Annotated in this window: 20 protein-coding genes and 3 rRNA genes; all 23 read right to left on the bottom strand. The window is 63.1% G+C overall.

The features are described from left to right. Window positions 1-84: 84 nt before the first annotated feature. The 23 genes from KV110_RS06905 to prmC all read right to left on the bottom strand — a co-directional run bounded on the left by KV110_RS06905 (window position 85) and on the right by prmC (window position 26,388). Window positions 85-849 carry a hypothetical protein gene (locus KV110_RS06905; RefSeq protein WP_218474416.1) on the bottom strand — a complete coding sequence of 255 codons (765 nt, stop codon included), beginning with the start codon at window positions 847-849 and terminating at the stop codon, window positions 85-87. A gap of 54 nt (window positions 850-903) precedes the next feature. Then, complete coding sequence (locus KV110_RS06900) at window positions 904-3,162, bottom strand: MMPL family transporter (RefSeq protein WP_218474414.1); 2,259 nt, start codon at window positions 3,160-3,162, stop codon at window positions 904-906. Window positions 3,163-3,262: 100 nt separating this feature from the next. Further along, window positions 3,263-3,910: a hypothetical protein gene (locus tag KV110_RS06895; RefSeq protein ID WP_218474413.1), complete on the bottom strand. Its 648-nt coding sequence runs from the start codon at window positions 3,908-3,910 to the stop codon at window positions 3,263-3,265. 137 nt (window positions 3,911-4,047) lie between these two features. After that, the gene (locus KV110_RS06890; protein ID WP_246634697.1) at window positions 4,048-6,216 is read right to left on the bottom strand and encodes an MMPL family transporter; all 2,169 of its coding nucleotides are present in this window, start codon (window positions 6,214-6,216) and stop codon (window positions 4,048-4,050) included. Between the two features lie 58 nt (window positions 6,217-6,274). Further along, complete coding sequence (locus KV110_RS06885) at window positions 6,275-6,940, bottom strand: hypothetical protein (RefSeq protein ID WP_218474410.1); 666 nt, start codon at window positions 6,938-6,940, stop codon at window positions 6,275-6,277. Between the two features lie 272 nt (window positions 6,941-7,212). Further along, a 5S ribosomal RNA gene (gene rrf / locus KV110_RS06880) occupies window positions 7,213-7,329 on the bottom strand. 153 nt (window positions 7,330-7,482) lie between these two features. Next, window positions 7,483-10,616: ribosomal RNA gene (locus KV110_RS06875) — 23S ribosomal RNA — on the bottom strand. A 312-nt stretch (window positions 10,617-10,928) separates the two neighbouring features. Next, a 16S ribosomal RNA gene (locus KV110_RS06870) occupies window positions 10,929-12,447 on the bottom strand. Together the 16S, 23S and 5S rRNA genes form the textbook arrangement of a ribosomal RNA operon. A 475-nt stretch (window positions 12,448-12,922) precedes the next feature. Beyond that, window positions 12,923-14,182, bottom strand: a complete 1,260-nt coding sequence (gene murA, locus KV110_RS06865) for a UDP-N-acetylglucosamine 1-carboxyvinyltransferase (protein WP_218474409.1) — start codon at window positions 14,180-14,182, stop codon at window positions 12,923-12,925. Window positions 14,183-14,354: 172 nt separating this feature from the next. Continuing rightward, window positions 14,355-14,936: a cob(I)yrinic acid a,c-diamide adenosyltransferase gene (locus tag KV110_RS06860; RefSeq protein WP_218474407.1), complete on the bottom strand. Its 582-nt coding sequence runs from the start codon at window positions 14,934-14,936 to the stop codon at window positions 14,355-14,357. Between the two features lie 179 nt (window positions 14,937-15,115). Further along, the gene (locus KV110_RS06855; RefSeq protein ID WP_218474406.1) at window positions 15,116-15,532 is read right to left on the bottom strand and encodes a DUF2550 domain-containing protein; all 417 of its coding nucleotides are present in this window, start codon (window positions 15,530-15,532) and stop codon (window positions 15,116-15,118) included. 193 nt (window positions 15,533-15,725) lie between these two features. Then, window positions 15,726-16,103 carry a F0F1 ATP synthase subunit epsilon gene (locus KV110_RS06850; RefSeq protein WP_218474404.1) on the bottom strand — a complete coding sequence of 126 codons (378 nt, stop codon included), beginning with the start codon at window positions 16,101-16,103 and terminating at the stop codon, window positions 15,726-15,728. A 6-nt stretch (window positions 16,104-16,109) separates the two neighbouring features. After that, window positions 16,110-17,558, bottom strand: coding sequence for a F0F1 ATP synthase subunit beta (gene atpD, locus KV110_RS06845; protein ID WP_218474403.1), 1,449 nt, complete (start codon window positions 17,556-17,558; stop codon window positions 16,110-16,112). A 16-nt stretch (window positions 17,559-17,574) separates the two neighbouring features. Then, the gene (locus tag KV110_RS06840; RefSeq protein ID WP_218474401.1) at window positions 17,575-18,546 is read right to left on the bottom strand and encodes a F0F1 ATP synthase subunit gamma; all 972 of its coding nucleotides are present in this window, start codon (window positions 18,544-18,546) and stop codon (window positions 17,575-17,577) included. 66 nt (window positions 18,547-18,612) lie between these two features. Then, window positions 18,613-20,250, bottom strand: a complete 1,638-nt coding sequence (atpA, locus tag KV110_RS06835; RefSeq protein ID WP_218474399.1) for a F0F1 ATP synthase subunit alpha — start codon at window positions 20,248-20,250, stop codon at window positions 18,613-18,615. Window positions 20,251-20,293: 43 nt separating this feature from the next. Beyond that, complete coding sequence (locus tag KV110_RS06830; protein ID WP_218474398.1) at window positions 20,294-21,103, bottom strand: F0F1 ATP synthase subunit delta; 810 nt, start codon at window positions 21,101-21,103, stop codon at window positions 20,294-20,296. Between the two features lie 19 nt (window positions 21,104-21,122). Further along, window positions 21,123-21,686: a F0F1 ATP synthase subunit B gene (locus KV110_RS06825; protein ID WP_107654447.1), complete on the bottom strand. Its 564-nt coding sequence runs from the start codon at window positions 21,684-21,686 to the stop codon at window positions 21,123-21,125. A gap of 5 nt (window positions 21,687-21,691) precedes the next feature. Further along, on the bottom strand, window positions 21,692-21,940 hold the full coding sequence (locus KV110_RS06820; protein WP_107654446.1) for an ATP synthase F0 subunit C: 249 nt from the start codon (window positions 21,938-21,940) through the stop codon (window positions 21,692-21,694). Between the two features lie 78 nt (window positions 21,941-22,018). Next, window positions 22,019-22,867, bottom strand: coding sequence for a F0F1 ATP synthase subunit A (gene atpB, locus KV110_RS06815; protein WP_218474396.1), 849 nt, complete (start codon window positions 22,865-22,867; stop codon window positions 22,019-22,021). 248 nt (window positions 22,868-23,115) lie between these two features. Further along, a complete protein-coding gene (locus KV110_RS06810) occupies window positions 23,116-23,574 on the bottom strand; it encodes a Cg1360 family ATP-synthase-associated protein (RefSeq protein WP_218474394.1) in 459 nt (152 codons plus the stop codon). 11 nt (window positions 23,575-23,585) lie between these two features. Beyond that, entirely contained in the window at window positions 23,586-24,743 is a 1,158-nt protein-coding gene (locus KV110_RS06805; protein ID WP_218474392.1) for an MraY family glycosyltransferase, read from the bottom strand. A 16-nt stretch (window positions 24,744-24,759) separates the two neighbouring features. Then, window positions 24,760-25,425, bottom strand: coding sequence for an L-threonylcarbamoyladenylate synthase (locus KV110_RS06800; protein ID WP_218474391.1), 666 nt, complete (start codon window positions 25,423-25,425; stop codon window positions 24,760-24,762). Between the two features lie 90 nt (window positions 25,426-25,515). Next, window positions 25,516-26,388: a peptide chain release factor N(5)-glutamine methyltransferase gene (gene prmC / locus KV110_RS06795; protein ID WP_218478224.1), complete on the bottom strand. Its 873-nt coding sequence runs from the start codon at window positions 26,386-26,388 to the stop codon at window positions 25,516-25,518. Window positions 26,389-26,417 lie beyond the last annotated feature (29 nt).

Here is a 26,417-nt window from a genome sequence, read left to right as displayed (position 1 = left end):
TGAACGAATCCCTGCCTCGCGCAAAGCGCTTCGATGCCGAACGCCGCGTCGAACGTTGACGGCGCGGCGCGGCAACGTCGCTGCTTACTTGCCCTTCATTTCGCCCGAAATGTTGGTCACCGTGAAATTACCTTCCGGGACCGTTGAGCAGTCGGACAATTTCAAGCCCTGCACAGATCCGGTGCCGGTCACTTTCGCCGACTCACTCTCTTTGTCCTCGGTGCTCGTGGTGAGAGTGACTTTTGCATCACCCTCACTCAGCGGGGCCATCATGGTGACTTGACCGGAGTCGGCTTTCTCCTTCTCGGTCTCATTTCCTTTGCCCTGTTGCACTTCGGCTTCACCGTCGGCGATTTTGGCCTTCAGCTCGCAGCCTTCGCCTTTTTCCTTGATGGAGATTTCCCCCGATGAGCCGATCGGATCGTCACTGGGACCTGGGCAGCCGTCCTCTTTGAACTCGCCGGTCAGAAAGGCCTCACCGATGTATTTTTCGCCCTTCTTGGAGATGGTGATCTTGCCCTCGCCGCCCGTGCACTTGATGTCTTCCGACTTCGTGGAGTCACCCTCCTCCTGGGCCGAGGAATTGGGGGCAGACACGACACCGTAACCGACCGCCGACGCCGCCAGCGCTCCCGCGGCCACCAGCACCAAGCGGCTCGGCCGCTTGCGCTTCCTCGCCGACTCGACTTCTTCCGCGCGTTCTATTGCCATCGCAAACCTTCCCATCGACTGTGCGGTCATTCGAACGACAACCCCGTGCGTGAATGACCAAGGCAGGGTTGTCACGGATCCTGCTCGGAGCCGGTAAGCAATTGGCTGCGGCAGAACCTGCCATCCCGGAATGGTCATGAAGCATTCGTTGCCAAAGTGCTTCCGGATGGGCCGTTTACCCAGTCATTCGGTTCATTTCCGGATCAAGGTGGAAACAGGCTCATGTATCCGGAGGGCTCGATCTCCCCGGGGGCACGAGCGCTTGACCGAAGACGGGAACCACCAGTTCCAGCGGCCCATGATCTGCATCAGCGCGGGCACCAGGACGAGCCGGATCAACGTGGCGTCGATGATCAATGCGACGGCGATGGCGAAGCCGAAGGACTTCAAGCCGTTGATCTCGGACACCAGCAGGCTGCCGAACCCGACCGCGAGGATCACCGCGGCCAGGGTGATCGAACGTGCGGTGCTCTGCAAGCCGGTGGCGACCGACCGTCGGTTGTCCCCGGTGGCCAAGTACTCCTCCTGGATCCGGCGAACGAGGAACAACTCGTAGTCCGTGGACAACCCGAACAGCACGACGAACACGATCAGCGGCACCTGCGGCCAGATCATGCCCTGGTTGGCCAACCCGGACGCCTGGTCACCCCCATCATGCTGAAACACCAGCACGGTGAGTCCGAAGGACGCTCCGGTAGCCAGCAGGCTCATCAGGATCGCCTTCAACGGCAGTACCAGGCTGCGGAGCATGACGACGAGCACGGCGAACATCAGGGCGAGCACCCAGCCGAATACCCACCACAGCTTCGTCGAAGTCTCGGTGAGGATATCGCTGATGACCGCGCTGGGACCGCCGACCGTCACCTGAAGACCGGATGGTGCGTAGGTCGGTGCGATGTCGCTACGAATCCGGCGCACCAAATCCACGACTGACGGTGAAGTCGGTAGATGCTTCGGTATCGCGAGTACGGCGGTGAGGTCGATCCCGTTGTCCCGCTTCGAGACCGCGGCCACTTCCGGATCCGCACGCAGCGCTGCCAGGAGGGGCTCGGTGTCCGGTTCAGGAGTGTCGGCAGGCCGGCTGAGCAGGATCGTCACCATTGCCGCAAGGCCGGGAACGTCTCGTTCTGTGATGACGGAACCGGTGATGACCGGCGAGCCTGCCAAGGCCCGGGCTTCCGCATCGAAACCCAGCGTCATGTTCGGTGCCGGTGTCGCCGCCACCAACAGACCGGCGGTGACCGCGATTGTGTACGGCCACGGATGGCGCATCAGATGGTTCGCCCAGCGCGTCAGCCGTCCTTCCGTGCCAACTTCCTCGCCGAGTTGGGCAGGCCCCGGCCGCGCTATCCCGCCGGATCCCCATTCCAGCCACTTCGTCAGCGATACCAGAACGGCGGGGAGCAGGGTAACCGCGGCCACCGCGGTTACCGCGATCACTGTCAGGGTGCCGACCGCGGCCACGGCGAAAATATGCCAGCGAACCAGAAATAGACTCGTGCAGGCGAACAACAAGATCAGTGCGGAGTAAACCACCGTCCGTCCGGTGGTGGCCGAGGCCGTCCTGATGGCCGCCAGCGGATCGGCGCCGACCGCCAATTCTTCGCGGTAGCGGTTCATCACGAACAGCGCGTAGTCGATGCCGATGCCCAACCCGATCGCGTTCACCCCGATCAGCAGCATTCCGTCGACCGGAAATATGCCGCGGATCAACGCGAACAGGCCCAATGTGGTGAGCACTGACGCACCGGCGATGACCACCGGCACCAGCGCGGCGACCGGCGCGCGCAGACCGATCAGCAGGACCAGAATCGCGGCGGGCACGGCGACCAACTCGATGCGCATCAGGTCGGCGATCTCGGCCTCCTGCACCGCCTTGCCGAAGGCGGCGCCGCCGAGCAGATGGGCCCGGACGGCACCGGCCGACGTGGTCTGCATCGCCTCGTCGAGAATGGCTTGGTGGCGAGGTACGCGGTCTTGGCGTTGCCGATCGTCGCCGGACGAGCCGATCAGCAGATATGCCGTGTGCTCGTCCCGGAACAGCGGGCGCAGCGGTTCCAAGGTGGACGTCAGCGCCGGGACCGGGCGAACGTCGCCGACCCGCGGAAGTAACACCATGCCGTCGACGCCGTCCCGGGGTCCGAGGGCGGCGATGGCGGCGTTGATCGCCGCGTCGAAGACCGGGTCTGTCGTCCGATGGTCCGGCGAATGCAGAACCGCGACCATCTGATGACTGCCGAACGAGGGCAGACCCGCGCTGATCACCGCCGCTGCCCGCTGCGAATCGGAGCCAGAAACCTCCATCGGTGGGGACGCCACCGACCCGAGCAAGAAGGGCAGTCCGATCAGGCCGGTGACGACCGCGACCAACCAGCCCGCGTAAACGCGGTGCCGCTGCCGGACCATCAGGACTGCCAGCCGTGCCAACGGATCGCTATGACCAGTGGACACCCTCCACCCCCTATTTCCGGTGATTCACTACGCGTGCCGCACAACGTCGATATTCGGCGACGCTGTGCGGCGACAAGCGCGAACGCGTTCTGCGGGAGGCCTACTTATCCTCGTTCGGTGATTCGGATTGGCTGCTGCTGATGTCCGTCACCGTGAAGTCCCCGGTCGGGACGGTGTCGCACGACGTCACACCGTGGTCTTGAACCTTGCCGGTCCCCTTGAAAATGTCTTCGGCCGACGGGCCACTGTCGTCGGCTTTGATCGTCGCAGCCACGGTTCCCGACTTACCATCCAACTTCAGAGTGGCCGTCACCTCACCATTGGCGACCTCGAACTCGTCCGGCTCACCATCTTTGTTGTCGTCGTTCTCTTCCTGGCCCCCGCCCTTGATCTTCTTGGTCGTGAGAACACAAGATTTGCCGTCCTCGCTCAGCGCGGCGGAGATGTCGGTCGCACTGCCCTTCCCGCCGCCCTCGCAATTGGCCGGGAATTTGCCCTCCGCGACCGCTTTGAAGCCGGAGCCATTCTTGGAGATGGTCACCGAACCCGTTCCCTTGGAACATGATTCGTTCGGCGCCTCCTTCGTCTCTGCTTCTTGTGCCGCTGAACCGGGGGCGTTGACCACGGTGTAGCCGAGAGCGGCCACCGCCATCATTCCCGCCGCGACAAGTCCGAAATGCCGGGTCCCCCGGCGGAAACCGCGAGTCGCGCCGGTCGAGTCGAAGCCTTCTGTCCGTGTGCTTGCCATCGCAAACCTTCCCATCGACTATGTGGCCATTCGAACAACGCCTCTGTGCCCGGATATCCCGAGGCGGAGGTTGTCACGATCCTGCTCAAAGCCTGGCGAAGAATTCGACTGCGGGCAGAACCTACCATCCGGAATCGTCACCTAGCATTCGGAGCCGCTGCGCATCTGGATGGAAATCTATTTGCGCCACTACTCGGCTCGCGTGCGGGTGCGGACAGGCGGGGACTCCAGGGAAGCCACCAGTTCCAGCGGCCCATGATCTGCATCAGCGCAGGCACCAGGACGAGCCGGATCAGCGTGGCGTCGATGATCAGGGCCGCGGCAATGGCGAAACCGAATTCCTGCAGGCCGTTGATGCGGGAGACGAGCAGGCTGCCGTAACCGACCACAAGGATCACCGCGGCCAGTGAGATCGGTATGGCCGTGCGCTGCAGGCCGATCGCGACCGAGCCACGGTTGTCTCCCGTGGCCTGGTATTCCTCCTGGATGCGGCGTACCAAGAACAACTCGTAATCGGTGGATAGCCCGAAGAGCAGCACGAATACGATAAGCGGCACCTGCGGCCACAGCGCCGCCGTGCCGGATCCGTGCCCGAACACCAGTACGGTGAGCCCGTAGGCGGCGCCGGTGGCGAGCAGGCTCATCAGGATCGCTTTCACCGGCAATAGCAGACTTCGCAGTACGACGACGAGCACGAGGAACATCAGGATCAGCACGTAACCGATTACCCACCAGAGCTTCGTCGAGGTCTCGATCAGAATGTCGGCAGCCAGCGCGCCCGGCCCTCCTACCAGCGTTGAGACGCCGCTGGGTGCACTCGCGGGGACGATGTCCGTGCGGATCCGCTGGACCAGATCCACGACTGCCGGCGAGTCGATCGACTGCTTCGACCACACGAGAATGGCCGTGACATCATCGCCGTCGTCCATGGCAGTCACCGCGACGACGTCCGGGTCAGCGCGCAGGGCCGCTTGCAGCTGTCGGCTGTCCACCTCCGCGGTGTCGGTCGGCCGGGACAGCAGGACGGCGATCGCTCCCGACGAACCGGGAACCTCGTTCTCGGCGAGGGTGAGACCGGCGAAGTACGGCGTGCCGCCGATCGCGTCGCGTTCGAGGTCGATACCCATCGACATATCACTGACCGGTATTGCCGCACACAGCAATCCGGCAGTGACGCCGATCGCGTACGGCCACGGGCGGCGCATCAGATGCTCTGCCCAGCGTGCCAACCGGCCCGTCCTGCGGTTGGTCCCCGGAGCCGCCGAGTCCAGCCACGGAGTCACGCGAACCAGAACGGCGGGCAGCAACGTGACCGCCGCCAGCGTGGTAACGACGATCACCGCGATGGTCCCGATTCCAGCCTGGGCGAAAACGTGCCAGCGGACCATGAACAGACTGGTGCAAGCCAGTAGCAAGATCAGTCCGGAATACAGCACTGTGCGGCCGGTCGTGGCCGCCGCCACGGCGATCGCACGTTCCGGTGCTGCCCCAGCGGCCAGCTCCTCTCGGTAGCGACCCATGATGAACAGGGCGTAGTCGATACCGATGCCGAGTCCGAGCGCGTTTACTCCGACGAGCAGCATGCCGTCCACTGTGAAAACGCCGGTCAGGAGAGAGAACAACCCCAGAGTCGTCACGATGGACGCGCCGGCGACAAGCACGGGCACCAACGCCGCCACCGCTGCACGCAACCCCCACCACAGAACCGCGATCGCGAGCGGAATGGCGATCAATTCGATTCGCAGCAGGTCGGCGATCTCGATCTGCTGCACTAGGTGGCCGAACGCGGACACACCGACCAGATACGCCCGCACCTCGCCGTTCGATGCCGCCTGCGCCGCCCGATCGACCGCGATTTGCAGCAGCGGTGCGCGTTCCTGGCGTTGCCTGTCGTCGCCGGTGGCACCCACCATCAGGTATGCGGTGTGCTTGTCATGAAACAGCGGACGCAGCGGTTCAAGCGTGTCGGCCAATGCGAGCTTGCGGTCGGGATCACCGGCCACCGGCATCAACAGCACGCCGGATACGCCGTCTTCTTGGCGTAATGCCTTCGTGGCGGCCGTGATCGCCGCGCGGAACATCGGATGAGCCGTCTCGCGAACGGATGAGTGGAACACCACGGTCATCGTTTCGTCACCGAGCGTCGGCAGATTGTCGGCCATGAGCCGGCTCGCCCGTTGCGATTCGGAGCCGGAAACCTCGATCGGCGGCGCCAGGACCGATCCCAGCAGGTGGGGCAACCCGGCCAGCCCGACGGCGACCATGATCAGCCACCCAGCGAAAACGCGGCGGTGGTGGCGAGCCATGGTCACGGCGAGTCGGGCTAGGACGCCGTGGCATTTGCCGCACGACATAAGATCCGGCCTAAGACTTCGGAGTGAAGCCGCCCTTACCTTCCGCCGTCACCGTGGCAGCCTCCGGAACACCGCTGCTGTCACACGTTTCCAGTTTTATGCCGGTGCCCTTCCCTTCAGCATGGATGGTGCCTGCCCCGTTCTCGCTGTCCGCGGTGGTCGTGACCTCGACCTTCACCTTCGCCGGCCCGCCCCCGATCGGAACGGTGATCGAACCTTTTCCACCACTGACCCTGTCTCTGTCACCGTCATCGTCTTTCCCGTTCCCGACGACTTTCGATGCCGCTATTTCGCAAATGTCGCCCTTTTTGGTGAACGTGACGTCGGAGTACTTCACTTCGCCGAGTACCTTCACCGCATCACATCGGGGGTCCTGGTCATCCGCGAATTCGATCTCGGTCGAGACAGCAGTGAAAACCTCACCCTCCGTGTCGTTCCCGATGTCGACCGTCGCCTTGGTGACCTCGCAGTTGAACGGCCCCTTCTCATTGGCCTGTGCCATCGAGGTTGGCGTCGCTATGACGCCGAATCCGAACGCGGACAGAGCGAACAGTCCTGCGGTGAGGAGGGTACCGCGCAGCATGCGGTTGTCGTGGCGCCCCTTCGAGCCCGCGGACACCGGTGGTACTGATCGTTCGATTGCCATCGCAAACCTTCCCAGCGGCTGAGTGGTCATTCACGCAATCTCTGCGGTACCGCCCCGCTCGGCGGCTGTCGCGGACCTGCCGCGAGGCCGTTGAAGAACGGAGAGGTCATGTAGCATTCGATGCCGGATCGTGTCTGGATGGAATCAGTTGCGCATTGGTTCCGAACGAGGCGATCATCGCTGCGGATGCCGATACCACCGCACGTCCTGCAGGGAACGGGGTAGCGATTCCGCTCTCGGAGATCCGGCTATAGAGACGACGAAAGCCCCCCAGCACAGCTGGGGGGCTTTCGTGAAGGATGTTCCGGCGGTGTCCTACTCTCCCACACCCTGTCGAGTGCAGTACCATCGGCGCTGGCAGGCTTAGCTTCCGGGTTCGGAATGGGACCGGGCGTTTCCCTGCCGCTATGGCCGCCGTAACTCTATGAAACTGTCCACACTCCGTGTCCCAGGTTCACCAGGGGAGGGAAAATGCTCAGGGGCCTGCGGCCCCTGAAACCCCACCTCGAACCCGTGGACACGGATCAGTGTGTGTTGTTTCAGATACTGCACAGTGGACGCGTAGCTTCTTTGTTGGTAAGTCCTCGGCCGATTAGTACCAGTCACCTACACCCGTTACCGGGCTTCCAGTTCTGGCCTATCAACCCCATGGTCTGTGGGGGGCCTTAACCACTCGAAGGTGGTGAGAAACCTCATCTTGGAACAGGCTTCCCGCTTAGATGCTTTCAGCGGTTATCCCTTCCGAACGTAGCTAACCAGCGGTGCTCCTGGCGGAACAACTGGCACACCAGAGGTTCGTCCGTCCCGGTCCTCTCGTACTAGGGACAGCCTTCCTCAAGTTTCTGACGCGCGCGGCGGATAGAGACCGAACTGTCTCACGACGTTCTAAACCCAGCTCGCGTGCCGCTTTAATGGGCGAACAGCCCAACCCTTGGGACCTACTCCAGCCCCAGGATGCGACGAGCCGACATCGAGGTGCCAAACCATCCCGTCGATATGGACTCTTGGGGAAGATCAGCCTGTTATCCCCGGGGTACCTTTTATCCGTTGAGCGACACCGCTTCCACTTGCCGGTGCCGGATCACTAGTCCCGACTTTCGTCCCTGCTCGAGCTGTCGCTCTCACAGTCAAGCTCCCTTGTGCACTTGCACTCGACACCTGATTGCCAACCAGGCTGAGGGAACCTTTGGGCGCCTCCGTTACATTTTAGGAGGCAACCGCCCCAGTTAAACTACCCACCAGGCACTGTCCCTGAACCAGATCATGGTCCGAGGTTAGAAGTCCAATACGATCAGAGTGGTATTTCAACGATGACTCCACAAACACTGGCGTGCCCGCTTCACAGTCTCCCACCTATCCTACACAAACCGTACCGAACACCAATACCAAGCTATAGTGAAGGTCCCGGGGTCTTTTCGTCCTGCCGCGCGTAACGAGCATCTTTACTCGTAATGCAATTTCGCCGAGTCTGTGGTTGAGACAGCAGAGAAGTCGTTACGCCATTCGTGCAGGTCGGAACTTACCCGACAAGGAATTTCGCTACCTTAGGATGGTTATAGTTACCACCGCCGTTTACCGGGGCTTAAATTCTCAGCTTCGCGCCGAAGCGCTAACCGGTCCTCTTAACCTTCCGGCACCGGGCAGGCGTCAGTCCGTATACATCGTCTTACGACTTCGCACGGACCTGTGTTTTTAGTAAACAGTCGCTTCTCTCTGGTCTCTGCGACCACCCCCAGCTCAGGAAGCAAGTCCCGTCACCGGTTGTGGTCCCCCTTCTCCCGAAGTTACGGGGGCATTTTGCCGAGTTCCTTAACCACAGTTCTCTCGATCGCCTTAGTATTCTCTACCTGACCACCTGTGTCGGTTTGGGGTACGGGCCGTGTACCAACTCACTAGAGGCTTTTCTCGGCAGCATAGGATCACTGAATTCGCCTCAATCGGCTACGCATCACCTCTCAGGCCATATGAACGGCGGATTTGCCTACCGTTCGCCCTACAGGCTTACACCAGTACAACCACTGACTGGCCCAGCTACCTTCCTGCGTCACCCCATCGCTTGACTACTACCAGCCGGGGTCATGTGCAGCCACATCCGGCTCCCCGAAGGGAGTCCATCCGCTTTTGGACACTTAGCACAACTGATTCATCATGGGCGCGGATACACGGGTACGGGAATATCAACCCGTTGTCCATCGACTACGCCTGTCGGCCTCGCCTTAGGTCCCGACTCACCCTGGGCGGATTAACCTGGCCCAGGAACCCTTGGTCATTCGGCGGACGAGTTTCTCACTCGTCTTTCGCTACTCATGCCTGCATTCTCACTCGCGTCACCTCCACAGCTGGTTCACACCGCTGCTTCCATGGTGACACGACGCTCCCCTACCCATCCACACCACTGGACACACCCCCGCAGGAATGTGCCGGTGTTAAGCATGAATGCCGCGGCTTCGGCGGTGTACTTGAGCCCCGCTACATTGTCGGCGCAAAATCACTTGACCAGTGAGCTATTACGCACTCTTTCAAGGGTGGCTGCTTCTAAGCCAACCTCCTGGTTGTCTTCGCGACTTCACATCCTTTTCCACTTAGTACACGCTTAGGGGCCTTAGCCGGCGATCTGGGCTGTTTCCCTCTCGACTACGAAGCTTATCCCCCGCAGTCTCACTGCCACGCTCTCACACACCGGCATTCGGAGTTTGGCTGATTTCGGTAAGCTTGTAGGCCCCCTAGACCATCCAGTAGCTCTACCTCCGGCGTGAAACACGTGACGCTGCACCTAAATGCATTTCGGGGAGAACCAGCTATCACGGAGTTTGATTGGCCTTTCACCCCTACCCACAGCTCATCCCCTCAGTTTTCAACCTAAGTGGGTTCGGGCCTCCACGACGTCTTACCGTCGCTTCACCCTGGCCATGGGTAGATCACTCCGCTTCGGGTCTAGAACATGCGACTCAAACGCCCTATTCGGACTCGCTTTCGCTACGGCTACCCCACACGGGTTAACCTCGCCACATGCCACTAACTCGCAGGCTCATTCTTCAAAAGGCACGCCATCACCCACAGCCGACCAAACGACTCGCAGGCTCTGACGGATTGTAAGCGCACGGTTTCAGGTACTATTTCACTCCCCTCCCGGGGTACTTTTCACCTTTCCCTCACGGTACTAGTCCGCTATCGGTCACCAGGGAGTATTCAGGCTTACCGGGTGGTCCCGGCAGATTCACAGCAGATTTCACGGGCCCGCTGCTACTCGGGTACTCACTACAAGAGCCGTCAGGTTTTCGTCTACGGGATTCTCACCCTCTACGACAGGCCGTTCCAGACCACTTCGACTAACCCAACGGTTTCTGACTCCCGCTTGGCTCGGCAGAACCAAGAAAGTGAGCCCCACTACCCCACATACACAACCCCTGCCGGGTATCACATGTACATGGTTTAGCCTCATCCGCTTTCGCTCGCCACTACTCACGGAATCACAATTGTTTTCTCTTCCTGTGGGTACTGAGATGTTTCACTTCCCCACGTTCCCTCCACACACCCTATATATTCAGATGCGGGTAACACGACATCACTCGTGCTGGGTTTCCCCATTCGGAAATCCTCGGATCTCAGCTCGGTTGACAGCTCCCCGAGGCTTATCGCAGCCTCCTACGTCCTTCATCGGCTCCTGGTGCCAAGGCATCCACCGTACGCTCTTAAACACTTACTAACAAAGATGCTCGCGTCCACTGTGCAGTTCTCAAACAACACACAAAGCTGAAACCCTCTGCAGCACCAGCCAGAACTCTCGCCCTGCGGTATGACTACGGAATCAACCTTGTCGTTATCTTGCCCAGAGAAACACTCGCGTGTTCTCTCAGGACCCAACAGTGTGTCGACTACATCCAACCCCGAAGAGCTGGCACATATCAGTGTTCCACCCATGAGCGTCCGCCGGATGACGTATGCATCCGAAACGGTCTCTGCCACAAGACGTTTAACATCCCACCTATGTGGGTGTCCGTGGAGATGTGCTCCTTAGAAAGGAGGTGATCCAGCCGCACCTTCCGGTACGGCTACCTTGTTACGACTTCGTCCCAATCGCCAATCCCACCTTCGACGGCTCCCTCCCACAAGGGGTTAGGCCACCGGCTTCGGGTGTTACCGACTTTCATGACGTGACGGGCGGTGTGTACAAGGCCCGGGAACGTATTCACCGCAGCGTTGCTGATCTGCGATTACTAGCGACTCCAACTTCACGGGGTCGAGTTGCAGACCCCGATCCGAACTGAGACCGGCTTTAAGGGATTCGCTCCACCTCACGGTATCGCAGCCCTCTGTACCGGCCATTGTAGCATGTGTGAAGCCCTGGACATAAGGGGCATGATGACTTGACGTCGTCCCCACCTTCCTCCGAGTTGACCCCGGCAGTCTCCTGCGAGTCCCCGCCATTACGCGCTGGCAACACAGGACAAGGGTTGCGCTCGTTGCGGGACTTAACCCAACATCTCACGACACGAGCTGACGACAGCCATGCACCACCTGTACACCGACCACAAGGGGGCCTACATCTCTGCAGGTTTCCGGTGTATGTCAAACCCAGGTAAGGTTCTTCGCGTTGCATCGAATTAATCCACATGCTCCGCCGCTTGTGCGGGCCCCCGTCAATTCCTTTGAGTTTTAGCCTTGCGGCCGTACTCCCCAGGCGGGGTACTTAATGCGTTAGCTACGGCACGGATCCCGTGGAAGGAAACCCACACCTAGTACCCACCGTTTACGGCGTGGACTACCAGGGTATCTAATCCTGTTCGCTACCCACGCTTTCGCTTCTCAGCGTCAGTTACTTCCCAGAGACCCGCCTTCGCCACCGGTGTTCCTCCTGATATCTGCGCATTTCACCGCTACACCAGGAATTCCAGTCTCCCCTGAAGTACTCTAGTCTGCCCGTATCGCCTGCAAGCTTAAGGTTGAGCCCCAAGTTTTCACAGAAGACGCGACAGACCGCCTACAAGCTCTTTACGCCCAGTAATTCCGGACAACGCTCGCACCCTACGTATTACCGCGGCTGCTGGCACGTAGTTGGCCGGTGCTTCTTCTACAGGTACCGTCACTTTCGCTTCGTCCCTGTCGAAAGAGGTTTACAACCCGAAGGCCGTCATCCCTCACGCGGCGTCGCTGCATCAGGCTTTCGCCCATTGTGCAATATTCCCCACTGCTGCCTCCCGTAGGAGTCTGGGCCGTGTCTCAGTCCCAGTGTGGCCGGTCACCCTCTCAGGTCGGCTACCCGTCGTCGCCTTGGTGGGCCGTTACCCCGCCAACAAGCTGATAGGCCGCGGGCCCATCTCGCACCGATAAATCTTTCCACCAACCAGCATGCACTGGAAGGTCATATCCGGTATTAGACCCAGTTTCCCAGGCTTATCCCGAAGTGCGAGGCAGATCACCCACGTGTTACTCACCCGTTCGCCGCTCGTGTACCCCGAAGGGCCTTACCGCTCGACTTGCATGTGTTAAGCACGCCGCCAGCGTTCGTCCTGAGCCAGGATCAAACTCTCCGTTGAAGACTCTCGAAACACTCCGAAGAGCGAATCAGAAATATCTAACTAGAGTCCGAAAACCTAGCAAAACAAAACGCCAGCAAAAAGTATTTGCTGACTAAATGTCCAACCTCATCAACCGGGGGGTATGAGAGGCCGGAACCAATAAAATAATTGGCACTGACATTCATCGACACACTATTGAGTTCTCAAAGAACACACGCACACACCACCGCCCGGAGTTCAATCCGCTTGGTCAGTGAGGCAACTTATCCAGCTTAGCTCAGCCGCTCCCCCAGATCCAAATCAGGGTCCCGATCAAGCCAGTGTGAGCGTCAGGCGCTCCTCGTACTACCTCGTGTCCCTGGCCTCGCTCAGCGTTTCCGCTCAGCTCGCGGCCCCGGGTCGGTGTCCGTGTCGCTCTGACTTGAATAAAGTTACGTGTCTGCGTGCATCATGTCAAATCGCCTGGTCAGGAAGCGTTTTCGGCGTTAGCGCCTCATTCGGCAGCGCCGACGCGCTTCACTTCACCGCCCAAAGCCTGTAGCTGCTCGACGAAATTCGGGTAGCCACGGTCGATGTGGAAGACGTCGTGCACTTCGGTCGTCCCGTCGGCAACCAGACCGGCGAGTACCAATCCGGCGCCTGCCCGAATATCGGACGACCACACCGGCGCGCTCGACAAGCGCGGAATACCGCGCACCACTGCGTGATGCCCATCGGTTCGCGCGTCGGCGCCGAGCCGGATCATCTCCTCGACAAAGCGGAAGCGCGCCTCGAAGACATTCTCGGTAATCATCGACGTGCCGTCGGCGATCGCGGCGAGGCCGATCGCCATCGGCTGCAGATCGGTCGGGAAGCCGGGGAACGGCAGCGTCGAGAAGTTCACCGCACGTGGCCGCTCGGCCTGCACCACTCGGAAGCCGTCCTGCTCGAATGAGATCCGCGCGCCCGCCGAACGCAACTTGTCCAGCACCAGCGACAGATGCTTGGGATTGACGCCGGTCACCCGGACATCGCCCATCGTCATTGCCGCCGCGATGCCCCACGTCGCCGCGACGATGCGGTCGCCGATCACCCGATGCGTCGTCGGGGACAACCGCTTGACGCCCTGCACGGTCAGCACGGAGGTACCCGCACCGGTGATCCGAGCACCCATCTGCACCAGCATGTTGCACAGGTCGACGATGTCGGGTTCGCGTGCGGCGTTGTCGATCACCGTCTCGCCCTCGGCGAGCACGGCCGCCATCAGGATGTTCTCGGTCGCACCGACCGACGGAAAGTCGAGTCGAATCTTGGCGCCCTGCAGTTCGTCCGCCCGCGCGACCACACAGCCGTGCTCGATCTCGCTGGTCGCACCGAGCAGCCGCAGGCCGGCTTGGTGCATGTCCAAGGGACGGGAGCCGATCGCATCACCGCCGGGCAGCGCCACGACGGCCCGCTTGCAGCGCGCCATCAGCGGCCCGAGCACACATACCGACGCACGGAACTGGGTCACCGCCGGAAAGTCCGCGTGGTACTTCGGTTCCGCCGGGGTATTGATGGTGACCACCCCGGCATCGATCGCGACATCGCAGCCGAGGCCGCGCAGCACGTCGCCCATCAGCGGCACGTCGAGGATGTCCGGGCAGTTCGTGATCGTGGTGGTGCCCTCGGCCAGCAAGGCAGCGGCCATCAGCTTGAGGACGCTGTTCTTCGCGCCCCCCACCGCGACTTCACCGACGAGTCGATTCCCGCCGGTAACCAAAAACCGTTCCATGCCGCCTCTCCGCGTATTCGGCGCACTGTTGGGTGCAAGGATAGTTGCGGCACTGTTCCGCCACTCCGGGTATTCAGCGCACCAGTGGGTGCCACGGTAGTTCGGTTGCGGGCCGGCGGTTGGGTGCGCTACCCATGTACTCAGGACGGGTGTCCTCGTGTCTCGAGCATTATCAGGTGCTCGACCTGGTTCCGCCGGGCTTCCACAGGATATCGCCGCCCGGATTGGCGACCCGGCTCAGGATGAACAGCAGGTCCGACAGCCGGTTGAGGTATTTCGCAGGCAAGGCGTTCGTATCGTCCGGGTGTGTCTCGATCGCCGCCCAAGCGGAGCGTTCCGCACGGCGGGCAACGGTACGCGCTGTGTGCAGCAGCGCCGCCAGCGGTGTCCCACCCGGCAGAATGAACGAATTCAGCGCAGGCAGTTCGGCATTGAACTCGTCACACCAGCCCTCGAGCCGGTCGATATAGGGCTGAGTGATGCGCAGCGGCGGATACTTCGGCTCCGCGACAACGGGGGTAGACAAATCAGCACCCGCATCGAACAGATCGTTCTGTATCTGAAGCAGGACCCCACGCAGGTTCTCCTCGGGCTGCCCGAGCGCGATCGCCACCCCGATGGCGGCGTTCGTCTCATCGCAGTCGGCGTAGGCCACGAGGCGCGGATCGGTCTTCGCCACCCGCGAAAAATCACTGAGACCGGTCGTCCCGTCATCGCCGGTACGCGTATAGATCCGCGTCAGATGCACACTCACAGCCCCCACCATATCCGCTGCTCACGCAACAACTGATTTCGCGAGTACATGGGTAACTCCTCGGGCACCAGCGAACCCCGCAACACCGCGACCGGCAGCCGCCCAACCATCGTCCCCCCGCACCTGAATCCGGCCTGAATACGCGGAGAGGCGGGTAAGCGAGGCGGGTAAGCCCCGCGCTAGCGCATCCTGCGGGTTCGGTCCGACGGGCGGGATTCGACCCAGGACAGAAAGGCGGTCCGCGACGCGCGATCCAGGGCCAGCTCGAAGCTGCCGTCCCGATCGGAAACGGCGATCACCGCGATGTCGTCGCTCATGATGTCGTATTCGTCGCCGACCGGGCCGCGACGTTCGCCGATCTCGATGCCTTGCCGCTGAATTGTGCAGTCGGGTCCGAGTTTTAGACTGGTCAGCTTGAAAAAGACCATTCGGTCCTCGTCGTAGCGGATGAGTCCGTGCCGCCAGCCCTGCCCACCGCGGGCGGGCAGTACGCGCAGCAGGGCGGCAGTTCCGCCGCGCCGCAACATGATCAGGCGATAGGTCGAGGCGAGGGCCAAGAACACGAGCGTGAGCACCAGAATGATCAGGAGAACCATCCCGGTCTGCAATGCAGTTCGTCCCTTCGCTCTGTCGCCGTGTCGTCGACACCCCGCGGTCATTCAACCACGGCGCCAAGTTTACAAACTGGGGGGCCGTGTATTAAGACGACCGTCAACCGTCTTTAGACGACTGTCGGCGGCGAAGAACCCTTCGCCGCCGACAGTGTCGTGCGCATTATTCGGTTGTCGCTTACGCGTTCGCGATCTGCTCCACCGCGCGGACCTGGGCTTGCGCCGCCAGCTGGTCCTCTTCGCTGGCCGCCGAGTCGGCCAGCACGCGACGTGCCGCCTCGACATCCACCTCGTCGGCGAATTCCGCGGACTCGGCCAGGATCCGGACCGTCGTCGCGGTCACCGAGAAGAAGCCGCCGTGCACCGCCGCGACGATGCGCTCGCCGTCGGTGGAGACGATGGCCACCGTGCCGCCCTCGACCAGCTGGCCGAGCAGTGGCTCGTGGCCCGGCATGATGCCGATCTGACCCTCGGTGGTCTGCGCGCTGACGAACGTCGCCTGCCCGGCCCAGAGCCGTCGTTCGACGGCGACCAGGTCAACTGACATTTCCGACATCGGTGACTACTTTCCGGCGATCTTCTTCGCGGCCGCCTCGACATCGTCGAGACCGCCGCAGCTGTTGAACGCCTGCTCCGGGAAGTGGTCGAACTCGCCCTTGCAGACCCGGTCGAAGTCGTCGATCGTCTGCTCCAGCGGAACCACCGAACCGACCTGGCCGGTGAACTTCTCGGCCACGATGAAGTTCTGGCCGAGGAACTTCTCCAGGCGACGGGCGCGGCCGACGAGGACCTTGTCCTCTTCGGAGAGCTCGTCCATGCCGAGGATGGCGATGATGTCCTGCAGTTCCTTGTACTTCTGCAGGATTCGCTTCACCTCGTTGGCCACGGCGAAGTGCCGGTCGCCGACGATCGAGGCCTCCAGGATGCGGGAGGTCGAGGTCAGCGGGTCGACGGCCGGGTAGATGCCCTTCTGCGAGATCGGGCGGGAAAGCTCGGTCGTCGCATCGAGGTGGGCGAAGGTGGTCGCCGGGGCCGGGTCGGTGTAGTCGTCGGCGGGCACGTAGATCGCCTGCAGCGAGGTGATCGACCGACCACGGGTCGAGGTGATGCGCTCCTGGAGCTCACCCATCTCGTCCGCGAGGGTCGGCTGGTAACCGACGGCGGAGGGCATCCGGCCGAGCAGGGTCGACACCTCGGAACCGGCCTGGGTGAACCGGAAGATGTTGTCGATGAACAGCAGCACGTCCTGGTGCTGCACGTCGCGGAAGTACTCGGCCATGGTGAGGGCCGAGAGGGCGACGCGCATACGGGTGCCCGGCGGCTCGTCCATCTGGCCGAAGACGAGGGCGGTGTCCGGGAGGACGCCCATCTCTTCCATTTCCAGGCGGAGGTCGGTGCCCTCACGGGTGCGCTCGCCGACGCCGGCGAACACGGAGGTACCGGAGAACTCCCGCGCGATACGGGTGATCATCTCCTGGATGAGCACGGTCTTGCCGACACCGGCGCCACCGAACAGGCCGATCTTGCCACCCTTCACGTACGGGGTGAGCAGGTCGATGACCTTGATGCCCGTCTCCAGGATCTCGGTCTTACCCTCGAGCTGGTCGAATGACGGGGGCTTGCGGTGGATGCCCCACTGCTCGCCGTCGCGGCCCAGGCCCGGGCTGTCCAGGCAGTCGCCGAGGGCGTTGAAGACGTGGCCCTTGACGACGTCGCCGACCGGCACCGAGATCGGCTTGCCGGTGTCGGTGACGGGAGCGCTACGGACCAGGCCGTCGGTGGGCTGCATCGAGATGCAACGCACGATGCCGTCGCCGAGGTGCTGGGCGACCTCGAGGGTCAGGGTCTTGGCCACCGAGGTGAGCTCGATCTCGGCGTGCAGAGCGTTGAACAGCTCTGGGATCGAGCCCCGCGGGAACTCGACGTCGACGACGGGGCCGATGACTCGGACGACGCGACCTGAGTCTGCGCCGGTCCGACTCGTGTTGTCTTGCGTGACTGCTGCGGTCATTTTTCTCTTCCTGCGCTTAGTCGCGGTCCGAGCTCGAAGCCAGGGCGTTTACGCCGCCGACAATCTCACTGATTTCCTGCGTGATCTGGGCCTGCCGCACCGAGTTCGCCTGCCTGGAAAGAACATTCGCCAGGTCGTTGGCATTGTCGGTGGCTGCCTTCATTGCGGTGCGCCGAGCCGCGGACTCGGATGCCGCTGCCTCGAGCAACGATGAGTAGATACGCGTGTTGATGTACTTCGGCAGCAGGGCCGCCAGCAGCACATCGGCGTCGGGCTCGAACTCGTACTGCGCGTGCACATCCGCCGTCGGCGAATCGGACACGAAGTCCTCACCCATGTCGAAGTTCTCGTCGACGTAGCTCACCTGGATCGGCGCCAATCGGCGCACCTCCGGTGTCTGCGTCAACATCGACACGAACCGCGTGTACACGATGTGCAGCTCGTCGACGCCGGCGATGTTGCCCGATCCGTCCGGAGCGGGCACCTCGCCGTCGGCGCCTGCCATGAAGGCGTCCACCAGGTGGTGGCAGGCTTCCGAGGCGTCGCTGTACTTCGGCTGCTGCGAGAACCCGGACCACGCGGCGACCAGCGGGCGGTTGCGGAAGGTGTAGTACGTGATGCCCTTGCTGCCCATCACGTAGATCACCGGCTCTTTGCCCTCGCCACGCAGGGTATGCATCAACTCTTCGGCGCGCTTGAGCACGTTCGAGTTGTAGCCACCGGCCATGCCGCTGTCACTGGTGATCACCAGCACCGCTGCCCGGCGCGGGTCGGCGCGCTCGGTCAGCAGCGGGTGGGTCAGGTTCTGCGACGCGTTCGCCAACTCGCCGAGGACCTTGGTGATCTCCTCGGCGTACGGCTTGGCGGCCGCGACCCTGGCCTGCGCCTTGGAGATTCGCGAGGTCGCGATCAGCTCCTGGGCCTTGGTGATCTTCTTGATCGAATTCACACCACGAATGCGGGAGCGCAATTCACGCAAACTTGCCATCAGCGGTTCACACTCCCTTCATTCGTTTGCATTGAACGAATAGCTCGCATCAGTCCCGAACCTGGGTCACTTCTCGACGTGCTTGCGGGTGACCGACAGCGTCTCGACCTCTTCGTGCTCGAGATCGGCCGCCTCGGCCTCGTTCACCACACGGCTGCCGTCGGAGGCGAGGAAGCCCTGCTTGAATTTGTCGGTGGCCGCCTTGATCTGATCGGCCGCCTCGTCCTGGAGCACCTTGCCGCCCTCGATCGACTTGAAGGCGTCGGCCGCGGACCGGTGCAGGTCTTCCAGCAGTTCCTTGGTGAAGCGACGGATGTCGCCGACCGGAACCGAGTCGAAGTAACCGGCATCGACCAGGTAGATCGAGACGATCTGGTCCTCGACCGGGACCGGCGAGTACTGGTCCTGCTTGAGCAGCTCGACCCAGCGGGCACCGCGCTCGAGCTGCGCCAGCGACGCGGCATCGAGGTCGGACGCGAAGGCGGAGAACGCCTCCAGCTCGCGGAACTGCGCCATTTCCAGACGCAGCGAACCGGCGACCTTCTTCATGCCCTTGGTCTGGGCGGCGCCACCGACACGGGAGACCGAGGTACCGACGTTGATCGCCGGACGGACGCCCTTGTTGAACAGGTCGGACTCGAGGAAGACCTGACCGTCGGTGATCGAGATGACGTTGGTCGGGATGAACGCCGAGATGTCGTTGGCCTTGGTCTCGATGATCGGCAGACCGGTCATCGAGCCGGCGCCCATCTCGTCGGAGAGCTTGGCGCAACGCTCCAGCAGCCGCGAGTGCAGGTAGAAGACGTCACCCGGGTAGGCCTCGCGGCCCGGCGGGCGGCGCAGCAGCAGCGAGATGGCGCGGTAGGCCTCGGCCTGCTTGGTCAGGTCGTCGAACACGATGAGGACGTGCTTGCCCTGGTACATCCAGTGCTGACCGATGGCCGAACCGGTGTACGGCGCAAGCCATTTGAAGCCGGCGGAGTCGGACGCGGGGGCGGCGACGATGGTGGTGTACTCCAGCGCACCGCGGGCCTCCAGCGCGGACTTGACGCCCGCGATGGTGGAACCCTTCTGACCGATGGCCACGTAGATGCAGCGCACCTGCTTGGCCGGGTCGCCCGAGTCCCAGTTCGCCTTCTGCGCCAGGATCGCGTCGATGCAGACCGCGGTCTTGCCGGTCTTGCGGTCGCCGATGATCAGCTGACGCTGGCCACGGCCGATCGCGGTGAGCGCGTCGATGGCGGTGATGCCGGTGGCCAGCGGTTCCTCGACCGGCTGACGCTCCAGCACGGACGCGGCCTGCAGCTCGAGCACGCGGCGCTCGTCGGACTCGATCTCGCCGAGGCCGTCGATCGGGTGACCGAGCGGGTCGACCACGCGGCCGAGGAAGTTGTCGCCGACCGGAACCGAGAGCACGTCGCCGGTCCGGCGGACCTGCTGGCCCTCTTCGAGGTCGGCGTACTCACCGAGGATGACCGCACCGATCGAGCGGTCCTCGAGGTTCAGCGCCACGCCGAGCACGCCACCCGGGAACTCGAGCAATTCGTTGGCCATCGCCGACGGCAGACCGCTGACATGCGCGATGCCGTCGCTGGTGTCGGTGACAACACCGACTTCCTCGATGGAGGTTTCCGGGGTGTAGCTCTGCGTGTAGCTCTCGATCGCGCTACGGATCTCGTCGGAGGAGATCGTCAGCTCCGCCATGTTCTTCCTGCTCTCGCTGTGTCGAATGTCGGGGGGTTGGGGGTCAGGTCAGAGACCGACGCAGCCGTTCCAGTCGGCCGATGGCGCTGCCGTCGATCACGTCGTCGCCGACGTGTACGACGAGCCCGCTCAGCAGACTCGGGTCGACCTGCACGTGCACCTGGACCGGCTTGCCGTAGATGCGATGCAACGAAGCGGCGAGCCGCTCGCGCTGCTGCGCCGACAGTTCGATCGCCGCGCGCACGTGCGCCACGATCTGGTCGCGACGGGCCGCGGCCAGGTCGGACAGTTCGTCGAATGCCACCCCGACGGCCGTCTTCTGCCTGGTCACCACCTGCTCAGCCAGGGTGAGTGTGATGGATTCGGTCTTGCCGGTGAGCAGGCGCTCGATCAGTTCCCGCTTGGCCTCGGCCGGCTTCGTCCGATCGGAAAGTGCCTGCTCCAGCTCGGGGTTGTCGCTGATGATCCGACCGAGCCGGAACAGCTCGTCCTCGACCGCGTCGAGGCGGCCACTATCGGCCGCCGACTCCAGCAACGCCTCCTGCCCGAGCAACACCAGGGTGTCGACCAGGTCGGCGGTCCGGGACCAGTCCTGGGCCACCGCGGTGGTCAGCACGGCCTGCGTGGCCGGGCTGACCTTGCCGCCGAAGACCCGCTCACTGAGCTCGGCCCGTACCGAACCGGGCACCGACACGTCCGCGAGCGCAACACGCAGCGAACGCTGGTCGTCCAGCACGGCGACAACGGCGAACAGTTCGGACCCCGTCGTGGCCGCGACACTGTCGCTTCCGGTCAGAGCGGCCCTGAGCGCCTCCCGAGACCGGGCGCAGGCCTCGCGGCTCGCTGCGTACATGCTTCTCACTTTCGCGTCGCTACCTTCCGACCCCGATGCCGGCTTTCGACTCGTCGTCGAGCTCGGTCAGGAACCGCTCGATCGACGCCGCCTGCTTAGCTTCGTCCGAAACCGACTGCCCGATAATCTTTTCGGCCAAATCTACGGCGGTATGGCCGAGTTCGGTGCGCAGTTCGGTCAGGATCTGCTGGCGCTGTGCTTCCAGCTGGCTGTGGCCCGCGGCGACGATGCGGTCACTTTCGGCCTGCGCGTCCGCGCGCATCTGCGCGAGGATCTGCTGGCCCTGGGTGCGCGCTTCCTCACGGATGCGTGCGGCCTCTAGCCGGGCTTCGGCCAGCTGCTGCTGATACTGCTGCAGCGTGAGCTGGGCCTCTTCCTGGGCGATCTCGGCGCGCTTGATGCCGCCTTCGATCTTGTCGGTGCGCTCGTCGAGCGTCTTCATCAGACGCGGGATCACGTACTTGTAGAAGAGGACCGCGATGATCGCGACGCAGACGATCGACCAAACGATGTCGTACGTCTCGGGGATAAGAGGATTCACATCCTCTCCGCTTTCCGCTGCGAGAACAGAGAACTCGTTCATCGGAATCAGAAGATGAAGCCGGCGACGAGGCCGATCAGGGCAAGCGCCTCAGTGAACGCGATGCCGAGGAACATGGTGGTCCGGATCTGGCCCTGCAGCTCAGGCTGACGGGCGATGCCTTCGATGGCCTTGCCGACGACGATGCCGACGCCGATGCCGGGGCCGATAGCCGCCAGACCGAAGCCGATGGCGCCGTATCCCTTGACCTTCTCAGAGGTGGTTGCGGCTTCCTGGGCCAGGTACGCGAGGCTCATGAGTCTTCCATTCCCTTTCTGTTGCACACCCGCCGGTCGGCGAGGTGTAGCAGGTTTTCCGGTAGGTAATCAGGCAGGTCAGTGTGAATCCGCGTTTTGCGCGAGTCCGATGTAAACGGCGGTCAACAGCGCAAACACATAGGCCTGCAGGAAGATGACCAACATCTCGAAGAGGGTGAACCCGAGGCCTGCCGCCAACGAGAACGGCGAGAACACCTTCATCCATGCCACGGCGTCGAACAGGAAGAACCAGGTAGCGCTGAAGAACAACACCAACATGATATGTCCGGCCAGCATGTTCGCCATGAGTCGGACCATCAGCGTGAACGGACGCAGGATGAACGTCGAGAGGAACTCGATGGGAATCAGCAGCAGATGCAGCGCGGGCGGCACATTCGGCACCACGATGCTGCTGCGCATGTACTTGAGGAATCCGTACTTCTTGATACCCACGTAGTTGAAGGCGATGTACGCCACAGCGGCCAGCACCAGCGGCATGCCGATTCGGGCGTTCGACGAGATGTTCAACCCGGGAATGATGCCGGAGAAGTTCAGAAAGAGGACCGTGAAGAAGACCGTCGCGATGAGCGGGAAGAACTTGCGGCCGGATTCCTTACCCAATACTTCGTCGGAAATTTGTTCCTTGACGAAGACGAGACCGGTTTCGGCGACGTTCTGCAGCCCGCGCGGGATGATGCGGGGATTCCGAAATGCGAGGAGCATCACGATGACCAGAACCGCCGTCATCAAGAGCCGGATACCCATCAAACGATCGATTTCGAACGGCGTACCCTCGAACAGCAGCGCTGGAGGGAAGAAGTCGGACAGCGATGGCGCGTGGAACTCGCCCGCCAAAGTGGTGACGCTCAGCGTTCTCTCCCGTGTTCGGGCCGTGGGTTCGGTTGATCCCGCGGTTCGATCGGACATTGACGATCAATTTGGGTCGACTCAGGTCGGCTCGAAGTTCGTCAGCAGCTGTGCGGCGGGTTTTGATTCCACCTGGCGTCTGTACGTGTGTCGGCGACATCGTCGACATGCAGAACCGGAACCCTCAGAGCCCGGCACGGCAGTAAGCATAGCGGCACTCGGAGGGATCTTGGCGATCCCCCCTCGTTTGGTTGCTTGCTTACCAACACTTTACCAAGTTATCTACGACAGCGTGTAGGTGGGTGGGATCAATCTTCCCGAGCAGGGGATTCCGGATCCGCATCGGGCACCGTCACGTACGGAACCCGCTGGCGGACAACGCCGTACGTCTCGGCCCCGAGCACGATGACCAGGGCGCCGATCACGGTAAGGAAAAGGACCATTCGGTCATAAAAGTCGAATTGATTCAGTATCGCTATGACCAAAAGCGCCACCAGCATTTTGCCCACCCAGCTGGCCAGCATGACCATCCCCGCGGTGGACGGCGGCAACTTCGCGCCGTACAGCACCACGGCCGCGGTGGTCAGGATGAAGCCACCGCCGATGGCCGAGCCGATCAGCGCGCCCCACAGGCCGGGCATGCCCGCCGCGATGGCGCCGATCGCGACGGACAGCACCACCAGCACGCCGAGTCCGATCAGGCCGTAGCGCAGCGCCGCCTTGAGCGGGGCGTCGGGACCGGGGACCGGGGTGGGAGTAAAGCTCACGTCTGCGAACCTTACCCGGACGTCGGCCGGTCCTCCGCCGCCTCCCCACGGCGCAGCCCCGGAACGGCCGTCACGACGAGCGCGAAGATCAGCCCGCCCGCCATCAGTAGGACGACCAGCGTGCGGTCCATCAGCGCGCTGCCGACCGCGCCGAACGCGAGGATGCCGACCCACAAGTAGATGAGCAGCACCACGCGCCGATGCGAATGCCCGATCTGCAGCAGCCTGTGGTGCAGGTGCATCTTGTCCGGAGTGGAGAAGCTCACACCGGCCCGGACCCGCCGCAAGATCGCCAGCACCAAGTCGAGCACCGGAATGAACATCACCGCACCCACCAGCAACAGCGGCGACAGCAGGCCGACGATGTCCCGCGGCCCGAAACCCTGCAGCGGAATGCGCCCGGACGCACTGGTCGATACCGCGGCGAGCACCAGGCCGATCAACATCGAGCCGGAATCGCCCATGAATATCCGCGCGGGCTGGAAGTTGTGCGGAAGAAAACCGAGACAGGCACCGGCCAACGCGGCGGCAAGCAATGCGGGCGGATAGGTGTCGACCGAGCCGCCCTGTTCGTTCATCAAGCCGAGCGCGAACACGAATACCGCGATCGCCGCGATCAAACCCAACCCGGCCGCGAGCCCATCGAGCCCGTCTACGAAATTCATCGCGTTGACCAGGGTTACGGTGACCGCCACCGTGATCAAACCGCCTTGCAGCGCGTCCAGAAATACCGTGGTGTTGTTGAACGGGTTGTAAATGCTGTACCAGCTCAAACCCATCACGGCCATCACGCCCGCCGCCGTCACCTGTCCGGCGAATTTCGTGAGCGCGTCCAGTCCCCAGCGATCGTCGACGATGCCGACCAGCACAATGATCGTGCTGGCCACCAGCACCGCGGCCGGAATGTTCGGGCTGTAGTCGAATCCACGGCGCAGCGCGGGAAGTTGGTGCGCGAACAGCATCGCCGCCACCACGCCGATATAGATGCCGACGCCGCCCATGCGGGGAATCGGCTTGACGTGCACATCACGCTCGCGCGGCACCGCAACGGCGCCGAATCCGATGGCGAGCACCCGGATTCCGCCGGTGGCCAGGAACGTCACGACCGCGGAAATGAGCAGTACGAGCAGTAATTCCCGTAGGGGGACGACTGCGCCCGAACCGGTCATCCGCGGCACCCAGCGATCATCGGGTGGAGGCGCTGCTCAGCGCCTCCGGCGACATTCCGAGGACGTCGGCGATATCGCCGATGGGCACCGCGCCCTCGCGCAGGATGCGCGGCTGGTCGGCGGTCAGGTCGACGATGGTGGAGGCGACGGCCTGTGCGGCGGGGCCGCCGTCCAGGTAGACGTCGACGAGCTCGCCCAGCTGGTCGCGGGCTTCGGCGGCGATCTTGGCGGGCGGTTGACCGGAGATATTGGCGCTGGAGACCGCCAGCGGGCCGACCTCGCGCAGCAGTTCCAGCGCGACCGGATGCAGCGGCATCCGGAGCATCACCGTGCCACGCGTGTCGCCGAGATCCCAGGCGAGCGAAGGTGCTTGCTGCACAACGAGACTCAGACCGCCGGGCCAGAACGCCCGGATCAGCTCGCGCGCCTGCGGGCGCACCGAGAAGACCAAGCCGTCGATGGTGTGCCAGGAACCGACCAGAACCGGCACCGGCATGTCGCGACCACGGCGCTTGGCGGCGAGCAGCAAGCCCACTGCGGTGGAATCGAAGGCGTCGGCGGCCAGGCCGTACAGCGTGTCGGTGGGCAGCACGACGAGCCGCCCGGATTTCAGGGCGCTGGTGGCTGCGGTCAGTCCGGCGGCGCGCGTGTCGGGATCCGCGCAGTCGTAGACGGTACTCACGGCCCCCATCCTGTCACGGGCATCCGCCGAGACCATCATCCCCTGGCCGGTGGTCATGGGAAATGCCGCAATCCGGGCAGCACCGCCGGGTCAAGATCGGATTGCGGCGACGAAGCGGGGCTTGCCCGCGAGGTCGGGGTGTTCGACGATGTCGGTGAAATCGCCTTGTTTGCCCAGCAGAGCGGCGAGGTCCGAGCCGTTGGCGTCGTCGTGTTCGATGGCGGTGGCGCCGCCGGTGCGGAGCAGACGGGTGATGGTGGGGATCATGCCGCGGATCACGTCGAGGCCGTCGGCGCCGCCGAACAGAGCTAGATGCGGGTCGTGGTCGGCGACTTCGGGATCCAGCTTCGCGTCCTCGGGGATGTAGGGCGGGTTGGCCACCACCAGGTCGACGCGTCCGGTGAGCTCGCTCAGCAGGTTCGGATCGGTGACGTCGTCGGCGTGCAGGGTGATGGGGGTGTCGCCGTCGGCGATGCACCGGTCGGCGTTGCGGCGGGCCCATCGCAGTGCCGCGGCATCGATTTCGACAGCATGGACGTCGGCGTCGGGTCGCGCGTGCGCGATGGCCAGAGCCAGCGCACCAGAGCCGGTGCACAGGTCGACCACGATCGGGCTGTGATCGTGCGGCAGCGCTTCGAGTTGTGCCAGGGCCCACGCGAACAGCAGCTCCGTTTCCGGCCGCGGCACGAAGACACCGGGCCCGACCGCGAGGTCGATATCGCCCATCGCCGCGGTTCCGGTCAAGTGCTGCAACGGAATTCGCTGCGCACGCCGATCGACCAGCGCGCGATACTCGGTCAGTGTGTCCGGGGCAACGAGCGGGGTCAGCGCCAGCCGGGTGCGCTCGACACCGAGCACATGCGCGGCCAGGTGCTCGGCATCGGCCTGCGGACTGTGCACCCCGGCCGCCCGTAACGTCTCGACGGCGGCGTTGATGGCGGGGCGCAGCGCTACGCGGGTCATGGACATGGCCTCGACTCTGCCGGACTGTC

Origin of the sequence: Nocardia iowensis (assembly GCF_019222765.1) — a bacterium.
GTDB lineage: Bacteria > Actinomycetota > Actinomycetes > Mycobacteriales > Mycobacteriaceae > Nocardia > Nocardia iowensis.
This window is presented reverse-complemented; position numbering and strand designations above follow the sequence as displayed.

Excerpts from the sequence above, each read along its gene's own strand:
- KV110_RS06905 (WP_218474416.1), bottom strand. The coding sequence starts at position 849 with ATGACCATTCCGGGATGGCAGGTTCTGCCGCAGCCAATTGCTTACCGG.
- KV110_RS06895 (WP_218474413.1), bottom strand. The coding sequence starts at position 3,910 with ATGGCAAGCACACGGACAGAAGGCTTCGACTCGACCGGCGCGACTCGC.
- KV110_RS06890 (WP_246634697.1), bottom strand. The coding sequence starts at position 6,216 with ATGGCTCGCCACCACCGCCGCGTTTTCGCTGGGTGGCTGATCATGGTC.
- KV110_RS06885 (WP_218474410.1), bottom strand. The coding sequence starts at position 6,940 with ATGACCACTCAGCCGCTGGGAAGGTTTGCGATGGCAATCGAACGATCA.
- murA (WP_218474409.1), bottom strand. The coding sequence starts at position 14,182 with ATGGAACGGTTTTTGGTTACCGGCGGGAATCGACTCGTCGGTGAAGTC.
- KV110_RS06855 (WP_218474406.1), bottom strand. The coding sequence starts at position 15,532 with ATGGTTCTCCTGATCATTCTGGTGCTCACGCTCGTGTTCTTGGCCCTC.
- KV110_RS06850 (WP_218474404.1), bottom strand. The coding sequence starts at position 16,103 with ATGTCGGAAATGTCAGTTGACCTGGTCGCCGTCGAACGACGGCTCTGG.
- atpD (WP_218474403.1), bottom strand. The coding sequence starts at position 17,558 with ATGACCGCAGCAGTCACGCAAGACAACACGAGTCGGACCGGCGCAGAC.
- KV110_RS06840 (WP_218474401.1), bottom strand. The coding sequence starts at position 18,546 with ATGGCAAGTTTGCGTGAATTGCGCTCCCGCATTCGTGGTGTGAATTCG.
- atpA (WP_218474399.1), bottom strand. The coding sequence starts at position 20,250 with ATGGCGGAGCTGACGATCTCCTCCGACGAGATCCGTAGCGCGATCGAG.
- KV110_RS06830 (WP_218474398.1), bottom strand. The coding sequence starts at position 21,103 with ATGTACGCAGCGAGCCGCGAGGCCTGCGCCCGGTCTCGGGAGGCGCTC.
- KV110_RS06825 (WP_107654447.1), bottom strand. The coding sequence starts at position 21,686 with ATGAACGAGTTCTCTGTTCTCGCAGCGGAAAGCGGAGAGGATGTGAAT.
- KV110_RS06820 (WP_107654446.1), bottom strand. The coding sequence starts at position 21,940 with ATGAGCCTCGCGTACCTGGCCCAGGAAGCCGCAACCACCTCTGAGAAG.
- atpB (WP_218474396.1), bottom strand. The coding sequence starts at position 22,867 with ATGTCCGATCGAACCGCGGGATCAACCGAACCCACGGCCCGAACACGG.
- KV110_RS06805 (WP_218474392.1), bottom strand. The coding sequence starts at position 24,743 with ATGACCGGTTCGGGCGCAGTCGTCCCCCTACGGGAATTACTGCTCGTA.
- prmC (WP_218478224.1), bottom strand. The coding sequence starts at position 26,388 with ATGACCCGCGTAGCGCTGCGCCCCGCCATCAACGCCGCCGTCGAGACG.